Source organism: Aquabacterium sp. (assembly GCF_030652515.1).
Taxonomy (GTDB): domain Bacteria; phylum Pseudomonadota; class Gammaproteobacteria; order Burkholderiales; family Burkholderiaceae_C; genus Aquabacterium.
Genome location: NZ_JAUSAR010000199.1, coordinates 1 through 8,904 on the forward strand (window position 1 = coordinate 1; position 8,904 = coordinate 8,904).

Annotated in this window: 9 protein-coding genes; 2 read left to right on the top strand and 7 right to left on the bottom strand. The window is 60.3% G+C overall.

Features of this window, described 5'->3' with window-relative positions:
• Positions 1–269: 269 nt before the first annotated feature.
• From Q7V20_RS22845 to Q7V20_RS22860, 4 genes are all read right to left on the bottom strand, one after another.
• Positions 270–971 carry an OmpA family protein gene (locus tag Q7V20_RS22845; RefSeq protein WP_304796235.1) on the bottom strand — a complete coding sequence of 234 codons (702 nt, stop codon included), beginning with the start codon at positions 969–971 and terminating at the stop codon, positions 270–272.
• On the bottom strand, positions 968–1,510 hold the full coding sequence (locus Q7V20_RS22850; RefSeq protein WP_304796237.1) for a lytic transglycosylase domain-containing protein: 543 nt from the start codon (positions 1,508–1,510) through the stop codon (positions 968–970). Before Q7V20_RS22850 ends, Q7V20_RS22845 begins: the two co-directional genes overlap by 4 nt.
• Before the next feature lie 198 nt (positions 1,511–1,708).
• Positions 1,709–2,254 (bottom strand): hypothetical protein, encoded by a 546-nt coding sequence (locus tag Q7V20_RS22855; protein ID WP_304796238.1) that lies wholly within the window; start codon positions 2,252–2,254, stop codon positions 1,709–1,711.
• 373 nt (positions 2,255–2,627) lie between these two features.
• Positions 2,628–2,912 carry a hypothetical protein gene (locus tag Q7V20_RS22860; protein ID WP_304796240.1) on the bottom strand — a complete coding sequence of 95 codons (285 nt, stop codon included), beginning with the start codon at positions 2,910–2,912 and terminating at the stop codon, positions 2,628–2,630.
• Positions 2,913–3,113: 201 nt separating this feature from the next.
• On the opposite strand from Q7V20_RS22860, the gene Q7V20_RS22865 reads away from it, so the two are divergent.
• The gene (locus Q7V20_RS22865) at positions 3,114–3,983 is read left to right on the top strand and encodes a hypothetical protein (protein WP_304796241.1); all 870 of its coding nucleotides are present in this window, start codon (positions 3,114–3,116) and stop codon (positions 3,981–3,983) included.
• On the opposite strand, the gene Q7V20_RS22870 is transcribed toward Q7V20_RS22865, so the two are convergent.
• The 3 genes from Q7V20_RS22870 to mobH are packed head-to-tail and all read right to left on the bottom strand — an operon-like array spanning position 3,958 to position 8,202.
• The gene (locus Q7V20_RS22870; RefSeq protein ID WP_304796243.1) at positions 3,958–4,581 is read right to left on the bottom strand and encodes a DUF4400 domain-containing protein; all 624 of its coding nucleotides are present in this window, start codon (positions 4,579–4,581) and stop codon (positions 3,958–3,960) included. The genes Q7V20_RS22865 and Q7V20_RS22870 overlap by 26 nt on opposite strands.
• Entirely contained in the window at positions 4,578–6,485 is a 1,908-nt protein-coding gene (traD, locus tag Q7V20_RS22875; RefSeq protein ID WP_304796245.1) for a conjugative transfer system coupling protein TraD, read from the bottom strand. Before traD ends, Q7V20_RS22870 begins: the two co-directional genes overlap by 4 nt.
• Before the next feature lies 1 nt (position 6,486).
• Positions 6,487–8,202 carry a MobH family relaxase gene (gene mobH / locus Q7V20_RS22880; RefSeq protein WP_304796247.1) on the bottom strand — a complete coding sequence of 572 codons (1,716 nt, stop codon included), beginning with the start codon at positions 8,200–8,202 and terminating at the stop codon, positions 6,487–6,489.
• Positions 8,203–8,471: 269 nt separating this feature from the next.
• On the opposite strand from mobH, the gene Q7V20_RS22885 reads away from it, so the two are divergent.
• Positions 8,472–8,807 (top strand): H-NS histone family protein, encoded by a 336-nt coding sequence (locus Q7V20_RS22885; protein WP_304796249.1) that lies wholly within the window; start codon positions 8,472–8,474, stop codon positions 8,805–8,807.
• The last annotated feature ends 97 nt before the right edge of the window (positions 8,808–8,904 follow it).

Sequence of the window (8,904 nt, forward strand, 5' to 3'; positions counted from 1 at the left end):
GGACAGGCCCAAGCCCAGAGCGAGCATGGCCAGCGCCGAGGCCACACGCCAGCGCTTGTGCGGGGGCTTGTTGGCGTCACTGTCGTTTGATTGACGGCTTTGCTGGCCGTTCAACTGGGCAGAGGGGCGAACAGGGGTGAAGGGATGGATGATGGCTGTGCGCATGGGACTCTCCTGGCTGGGGTGCGCGTCAAGGCCTGACGCAGGCGGGGGCGATCCTGCGAACGTGAAGGCACGTTTCAGGAGGGGGATGCGGTGGGCAATAGGGTTCATGAGCGAGGTTCGTTGGCATGTGCTGGGGAGTCATCGGATGGGGGCGTGAACACGACCTCAACGCGACGATTGCGAGCACGGCCTTCGGGTGTGTCATTGCTGGCGATGTAGCAGCACAGGCCCCGGGCGTCGATGCGGATGTCATCTGGTAGCGAGGGGCTGACCCGCTTGATGTGATCTCGAACAGCACCAGCCCGTGCCAGCGCGATGGCCTGATTGGGCGCATCGGGGCCGACGTTGTCGGTGCGTCCTACGATGAGCACGCGCCCGGCACGTCCCAGGTCTCTGGCGGCGTTGTTCAGCAAAGTCCGGTGTGCAGGGGTCAGCACTGCACTGTCGGTTGCAAACGCCAGGATCAACACCTGAGGCTTGCGCGCAGGAATGGGCTGGGCCGTCTCGGCTGGCTTGATGGGTACGACAAGTTCAATCGGGCCAGCTTCACTTTGCGTCGAAGACTGTGACCTTGCGGGTGCCACGGCCAGTGTTTTGGGCGTGGTGGTGGGGCAATCGGGCGTCATGCATTGAGCGAAGTACGCCTCCCGCCCACGCTCAATTTGAGCGATGTGTGAGGCATTTGCCTTGGCTTGCGGTGTCGCATTCGAATGGCCCTGCTTGGTGGTCAGGGTGCAAGACGAGAGGGCAAACAGAATCACCGCTGCCGAGGCGCTGGTCATGGCGATGTCCTGTACGCGTGTCATGGCGACACCCGAGCGGCAAGGATGAAGAGGGGCAGCTTTGCGTCTGAGCGCCTTTGTGGCCGCACTGCGGTTGCCTGTGCGGACTGGATTGCCGAGGCGGGCAACTGCCGATAGACCTTCCAGGCATAACGCCTGCGTGCGTTCAGGCAGGCCGTGCCCTTGAGTTGGGTGCAGGCGGCGTTGTAGGCCCCCACACCATCCCAGCTCAGGCCCTGCCTGGCCAGGGTTTGGGCGAGCAGCCAGGCGCCCACATGGATGTTCGTGCAGGGGCTGTACAGGTCGCTCTCAGAGATGCCGAATCGTGCCAGCGCAGGCAGGTTCGAGCTGTTGATCTGCATCAGCCCGATGTCGTAGCTGCCCGTGCGTTGGCGGTGGCTGAGGTTGAGCGCTTTGGGATTGAGGTGCGACTCGACCTTGGCAACGGCATACAGCAGTTGCGATGAAACGCCATATCGTTGTGCCGCCTCATCCCAGCAAGCCTGGGCGTGTGCCGACAGGCTCAGCGGCGCAAGACATACAGACAAGAGACCCCATTGCATGGCGCACTCCCAACAAGACAGATGGGCCCGCCAATGCACCTCGCAAGGCGGGACTGACTGGGTGAGACCGGCACGGTGCCGATCCAGGTCTTGTTCAGGTCAGCCGTGGTTGGACGGCCATGGCGTGGTCAGGGCAGGTGAATCGCTTGGAGATTCTTCATGCCATGTGCTGGTCAGAGCGCTGGGTGGCCGATGGCATCAGCGGGTCTGCGTGACGTGTTCTGCACGAAAGCGCTGTGCCATGTTGATGCGAGCTTGTTGCAGGACGCTGGCGCCGGTCTCATCCGCCTGCTGACACAGCGCCACGCAGGCGGTGGTCAAGTGATCGAGTTGAAACTTCGGATTGGGGTGCCGGTTGGCGGGTGAGCGCTGCAACTCAAGGAGCAAGTCGTACTGCGGTCGCCACAGGGCTTCCCGACGGCGAGGCGTGTTGGGCGATCGGGCCACGAGGTCGGTCCCGAGAAAACCGAAGACCTGCCTTGCCGCTTCGGGGCTGGAGAAGATCAGGGAGACGCAGGCACTGATCAGGTCAGGAAATCGAAAGATCGGACCGACGTTGCGATCGGACTTGAGCACGCCATAAAGCCAGACATGTTCTTCTAGCCACAGCCGAGTTTCGATGACGTCTGACGGCAGGGCTTCCACTGTTGCGGGGTGTCGAGAGTCCTGAAATCCGGGCGATGCAGCGGTGAGCATGGTGCGTACCTCTGTTTTCTGAATCGGAATTTGCTCGGGTGAGCGCATGAGTACAGATTAGGGCCCGGGTGCGGCATGGTCACGGGTGAATGCGGGCTTTGTCATGGGGATTTCGGCTCCAGTTCATGGCGAGTACTGACGCGGCACGGCCAAGATGGACGAGTCCCATTTACGCGAGCTAAAAAAAAGCCCGCCGATCAGCGGGTGATCAGCGAGCGCAAGACGCATCGCTGTCATCACGGTGCGCCTCCGGCTCAGGGAGGAAAAGCCGGGCCGAGGTACGAACCAGCGGCCCGTTAATGATACTGGTCTTCACCCAAACAGGCATTGACATCCTGGGGGACCTGCTCCCGGATCACGTGTTGCCACCTGCATCTGGCCAACTTTCCGGGTGAAGTTCGACAAGTTGCCGCAATGTGCGTCAGGCGAGGTGATCAGCGGGTGAGGCAGCCAGGCAAAGAATCACCATGTGATGGATGTAGGTGCCGATGTCGGCAACGGCGTGCGCTTTGTCAATGATGAAGAACACTTCTCCTTCTTTTGGCAGGTCGTGCCACGCGCTTGTATCGAACATGTTGTGGTGGAACTTGTCTCCTACGGCGAATGCCTGAAACGTGCTGCCAGCTTCGATTTGCGCAACCGGGTCATTGCGCATGGATCGAATCCGGATCTCCAGAGCGTGGATGACGGGCTTTAAACTCTTCATTTGAATTCCTGGGTAGCAGAGAGACGCCCATTGTTGGTTGCCGCATCAGCTGCCTTTCGGGCTGTTTTCCGAATCGGACGGGCATGCCGATCTGTCTGAATTTCAGAGTCATTTGCCCCCGTGTCGGCAGTGCCTACAGCATGCGCGACATCGTCTTGGCGTACGCCGACGTCGCCATCAACCCGAATTTTTGAGCGCGACATGGAAGAAGCGGAACAGATCCTTTTAAACCAAAGCACCTGTGACGAGGTGCTTCGCAAGGTCGGCCGCAATGTGCTGTTGTTTCAGCAGATCGAGGCACTGCTGAAATTTCTCGTGGCCAACCACAGGAGAGATGGCAACACGTCGAATTTCGAGGAGCGTTTGCAACAACGCACTGAGAAAACGCACAAGCAGATGATGGGGAAGTTGGTTGAGCAATTCACCGATGGCATCCTCTCTGACGCGGGCGAGCCAAACGCAGAACCGGAAGAGCAAAACCAGATCTGGATGTCATTCACGTTCACCACATCCGGGGACCGCGAGTTCTACGAGGCTCAACGTGCGGACATGAAGCGCATGGTGGACGAGCGCAACGACCTGATTCATCATTTCATGCCCCGTTGGCAACCGGACTCTCCGGAGAAGATGGGCGAGGCAGCCAAGTACCTCGATGAGCAACGTGCCAGGGTGCTGCCCATGTTTGAACATCTACGATCTGTCTCCAAGGCGCTTATTGATGTCGGGCAGTCCATGGCCGCGTTCATGGCGTCCGAAGAGGGCCAGCGCCACTTCGAGTTGATCCTGTTACAGCACAGCCCTTTGGTTTCGGTTCTGAAAGACGTGGCTGAACATAAGCATCGGGCCGATGGCTGGGCCTACCTTGCCGACGCGGGGCGGATTGCATGGCTGCAGGAGCCCGAGGCTGTGACGCACATGAAGGAACGACAGGGCCATGCCACGCTCAAAAAGTTGGCCGTGGCTTCGGATCTCTTCGATGTTTTTGATGAGCCTTTGCCCAATGGCGGATACCGTACCTTGTACAAGCCAAAGGCCGTCCAAAATATCAAGACCTTCGGTGAAAGTCCCTGACCGCTGTACCCATCAGCGTGCCGATGACTACCGGCACGCAGGGTATGGCAAGAGGATGCAAGGTGATGGGCAGCACAAACGCCAGGACGGTTGCGCAACTGGTCAGGATGGCCAAACTGGCATACAGGGCGAACATCTCCGGGCTGTGGTGCAGGAACTCTTTGGCTTTGACCAGTCGCACAAGGTAGCCATCCGCCGTGGCCGCAGCAGGGAAGGCCATCAACCAAGGGAGCCATTCCAGCAGCATGGCCAGGCGGAAGCTGGCGAGCAGCAGCAGTGCGTCAATCGAGCGGAAGTAGGGGTTGTTGAACAGCCGTTGGTTGACCGAGGCCATTTCTCGCCCGACTGCTGCGTTGACGCCACCCGCAGGGGCCGCGTCCTTGGACGAAGGGACGGGTGATGCTTGACGTGCAGACTCCTGCATGCTCATCGCACGCGACAGCATGCGGGTGCCTGCGTCCTTGCCCCAGAACACCGCCGCATTGGTGTATTCCGTTCGCAGTTGCTCTAAGAACCGTTCTGGCGGGTGGGCGGACGGCACATAGAGAACCAGAACCAGTAGTGCCAGCAGTGACACCACGGCCATCGCCCTGATCATGCGGCTCTCCTGATGGGTTGATGGACCCCTTGCGCATCCGGATCCAGGATGGGGAAGCGGCCCTTGACGATGCGCCCGCCAGACACCGAGGCAAAGTACTGAAGATTGGGCAGTTTGCCCAGGACATCGGCGGGCACCATCTCCTCGAAGCTCTCAGAGAGTTGGCTTGAATAGCTGGTCGAGAAGTCGCCCAGATGGGTGTCCGCGCCATGTCCCAGCCCAACGCGCATCGAATGGATGGCCGTCTTGCCAAAGGTCTCAACAACGAAGTCCTGTGTGGGGCGGTCTTTCGAGCGCAGGGCGATCAGGTTGTTCAGGTTTCCCAGCGCCATGCGTGCTGCCGCTTCGCTGCCCAAGCGTTTGGCCAGATCGGCCAACGTCTGCATCGCGCAGGTGGTGTAGATGCCGCCTTCCGCACCCTTATTGAGGATCTCGATCAGAGGCTGGTTGATGACGTTGGCCACTTCGTCCACAAACAGCGCAATGCGCCGGTAGCCTCCCAGGTTGTAGCGCATGCCCGCCCGTGCGGCTAGGTCCGCCAATGCCAGCGCACCGATGGCCGATGCCACCGAGGGGTCGGGCAGCGAGTCCAGGCACATGTACAGCACATGCCCGCCGCGCTCGATCTTCTCGAAGTTCATGATCGGGCGCATGTCGTTGGCGTCGAACGGGTCGGGCGACAGCGTGCGGCCCAGGTCGCCCGAGGTCAGCATCGACAGCACGGGCAACAGGTTGGCCGTGATTTTCTGGTAATGCTCCCGGTTGTGCCTGAAGGTGCGCACCTGGGCATCGATCACTTTGCTGCGTTGTGACTGGGCAATGTGGTGTTCGTAGTACGCGACGAAAGCCATCAACTCGGTGCTGGCGGCTTCCGATGGGCGCTTCATGTGGCCTCGATGAGCCTCCTGCATCAGCTTCTTCATTTCGGGCAACTCACGCCAGGCGGGCCCCAAGGTTTCCTCATAGAAGCGGCGCAACGAGCCCTCCAGAACGGGCTCGATACCACCCTCGATGTAGCGGGTCAGCTTGGCCAGGTTGGGGCGCTCTTCCAGTTCGACCAGGCCTTGAACGACCACGTTGACCGCATCCCAGCCAAAGGCGGAGAACGCGCCAGCCGTGTCCGGCGGCATGATCGACTGAATGCGGGAGGCAATCTCGGTGGGTTTTTGCCAGTTGAAGGTGAAGTCCAGGCGCACGCCCGCCTCCGGGAATGCAGGGTGGAACTCCATGAAGGTATCGGGTTCACGCCAATCCTGGCAGGCACGCTCGACCACGCGTTTGAGACGACGGCTGTTTTTCGGGTCGATGACGATCACCACGTCGCCGCGCCTGACCGCCTGGGTAATAAGGTTTGCCAGGGCCACCCCCTTGCCTGACTGTGTGGTGCCGACCAGCAGGGTGCCGCCTTCGAAGTTCTGCAAGGGGCGATGTAGCGGCACCTCATGGGGCTCGACGCCGTGTATGTAAGGCAAGCCAATCTCGGCATCTGGTTGGGGTGTGCTGTCATAGCCCAGCAGACTCAGGAGGCGCGGAGATGCCGTGAAGTCGCGGTAGTCGATCTTGGCCAGTTCATACAGACGCTGGGAGTGCACGGGCCGCCACTCGAAGCCGAACCCAAGGAACACGGCGGTTGAATCCTGACACCACCGCGCCTGGGCTTGCGTGCTGATCACCTGAATGGCATGACCAGCCAGAGACGCCCTCAGCACGAGAATGCGCAGCGCCTGCGAGACTCTGAGGGCGCTCATGCCAAGGCAAGCGATGGACAGGGAAAAAGCAAGAACGCGGGGCAATTGGCCGATGGCGCCGACGGCTGTGAAGAACATCAGCGCGATGCCCCAGGCAAGACCTGCGTAGGCCTCGTAGGCGTGACGCCATGGCATCTCGTAGTGGCGGATGGGCATGTCACCCGCCCCGAGCCTCTGGCGAGGCAAATGCTTCTATGTCCACGCCGCTGATGAAGCGCGGGGCTATGGTCAAACCCACGGTCGGTGTGCCATTGAAATCTCTTGATGTGGTGGGTGGACCTTTGCCCTGGGCGCGAACCAGCATGTGCACATCCGACAGGGCGCGCAGGGCCATAGACGGTTGAATGCTGCGTCGCTCGAATTCGTGCAGAGGCACAAACACCCCCAATGCGACAGTGCAACACTGGGCGGGTCCCGCACCTGTGTTCATGGAGTTGACCACCTCGGTCAACGCGTCGCGCACCACGGGGTTGAGGCGCAGCGGTGCTTGAAGGCCAATCGTTGCTTGCTCAGTTTTTGGGGCGTCGCTTGTCGATGCTAAGGCAGATGGAGAGGCTGTTGGCAAAGGTGCCGCTTCGCCTTGAGTGTCTTGGTTATTCGAAGCTTGTTGGTTTTGCTCGGCGTTGCCAGGGATGAGCGAGAGCTGGGTGCCTGGCGGGCCATCCGGTATAGGTTGTGGTGCGACCGGTTCGGCTGCTTGCGCTGATGGAGGGTTGTTGCGTGGGGAGCTTGTGAGGCTCTCCACCAGAGGGGGCGGTAACGGGTCATGCCCTGCGAACAGGATGGCTACTGAGGATAGTTTCACTGCTTCGATCTTGGCCTTGCCGCCTGGTGGTTGGATGAGCCAGGTCGGGCTTCCTGCTGACGTGGGTTCGAAGACCCCGGCCAACAGGAGCACTTCCATGATGGTCTTTGGTGCTTTCGGGATGCCTGGCAACTGTGCGGTGTCCAGCAGCTTCTGGATGTCTTCTGCAGCGCTGGGCCAGGCCAAGAACAGGCCATCGGGGCCGAACCAGACGCGAGATTTCTCGCGATTGGCCTGCCATCCGGCGTTGGAGCCCGCGAGATGCCTCAGTGCGTCAACCAGGTAGCGTTCCAGGTGCGAGCCGCGTTGTTGTGGTGTGTTGGGCGTGCTGTAGCGGTCGGCGTTGGCCAGCAGGTTGCGGTCGACCACCAGAGCCAGAGAGCGGCGGACCAACTCGTCCAGCACGTTGTGATCTCGATACTGCGAAATGCCGCTGACGCTGGCCATGAGGTGGGGCACGATGACCGTGTTGTCTTCTGCCAGGTATTGCATGACCGCTGGTGGCACGACATGGGTCAGCGTGAACACGCCCAGGCTGCGTGTCTCGATGGCTTGTGGGCGCCAGCGCAAGAAGTAGCGGTCCGCTTGTCGCTCCATCAGCCAATCACTCAGGGACAGAAGGTAGGCTGGCCACACATCGCCTGGGGCGTTGGTCACGATGATGTGACTGAGCACCCGGTGGGCCTCGCAGCAAAGCCCCGCGACGAAGGTTGCCAGGCGCCAGCGCGGCTCCAAGTGGCGGCGTGCCGATATGGTGGAGCGACCGGAGAATATGTGCGCGTCTGTGCCCTGCAGGCTGAAGAAGCTGACTTCCATGCCCAGGCGCAACAGGCCGCCAGGGGTGCAGAAGTAGTTGTTTGATGTGGCTGGCAGCAGGTGTACTAGGTTGGCGTATCGTCTGATAAGTGACAGGATGGTTTGTTCGAACTCGGTACGGTCAGACCCATGGCAGAGCTTGATGCGGGCGATCAGGTCATCGTTTTGCGACAGCAGAGCATCAATGGGCAGGGCCTCGAAGCCGGGATCTGACGATGCAAAAGTGCTGTGTGGCAGAGACGGGGCAAGCATGGTGGTCCATTGCAGATGACCCATTCATTTGGTCACCATGCGTTGCCGTGCGCACCTCAAAATGTCATCTGTTCATCTGGGCTTTCGCCATCGAGACTTGACTAAAGAGGAGCAATTTCGGATCAGTGCGATGGGCGTCGATCCGTCTGATGCCTTGGCCTTGACTCTGAATGCAACGACGGAGATCCAGGCACTTTGGTCAGGTAGCCAAGGAGCTTGCAATGTAGGATGTTGGCATCCAAACTCGGCGATCGCCAAACACTGCAATCATGACTACGTATCAAGAACTACTGGCCCAGAAAGCCGCCCTGGAAAAGCAGGCTTCGGAGCTGGACAGGCAATTGCAGGATGCCCGCAAAGCTGAGCGAGCTGGTGTGATTGACCATATCAAGCAACTGTTGGCCGCCAATGGTTTGACTGTGGCAGACCTGGGGTTGAAGGCCGGTGTGGCGATCCGCCCTAGTGCTGCAGCAGGAAGCAAGGTCGCCCCAAAATATCGCAACGTTGACACAGGCGAGACCTGGAGCGGACGGGGACTTCAGCCTAAGTGGATCAAGGCCGCTTTGGCCGCTGGCAAGACCCTGGATCAACTGAAAGTAGGCTGATTTCAAGGCCATCGGTTCAGGAGGCAGTGGCAGGTGCGGTCGCCATCCCGTGCTTGGGAAATGAGGCCTGGAGCCGAGGGTCGCAACTGTAGCGCTG

Coding starts and splice junctions, on each gene's coding strand:
- Q7V20_RS22865 (WP_304796241.1), top strand. CDS start 3,114: ATGGAAGAAGCGGAACAGATCCTTTTAAACCAAAGCACCTGTGACGAG.
- Q7V20_RS22845 (WP_304796235.1), bottom strand. CDS start 971: ATGACACGCGTACAGGACATCGCCATGACCAGCGCCTCGGCAGCGGTG.
- Q7V20_RS22885 (WP_304796249.1), top strand. CDS start 8,472: ATGACTACGTATCAAGAACTACTGGCCCAGAAAGCCGCCCTGGAAAAG.
- traD (WP_304796245.1), bottom strand. CDS start 6,485: ATGCCCATCCGCCACTACGAGATGCCATGGCGTCACGCCTACGAGGCC.
- Q7V20_RS22855 (WP_304796238.1), bottom strand. CDS start 2,254: ATGCGCTCACCCGAGCAAATTCCGATTCAGAAAACAGAGGTACGCACC.
- Q7V20_RS22870 (WP_304796243.1), bottom strand. CDS start 4,581: ATGATCAGGGCGATGGCCGTGGTGTCACTGCTGGCACTACTGGTTCTG.
- Q7V20_RS22860 (WP_304796240.1), bottom strand. CDS start 2,912: ATGAAGAGTTTAAAGCCCGTCATCCACGCTCTGGAGATCCGGATTCGA.
- Q7V20_RS22850 (WP_304796237.1), bottom strand. CDS start 1,510: ATGCAATGGGGTCTCTTGTCTGTATGTCTTGCGCCGCTGAGCCTGTCG.
- mobH (WP_304796247.1), bottom strand. CDS start 8,202: ATGCTTGCCCCGTCTCTGCCACACAGCACTTTTGCATCGTCAGATCCC.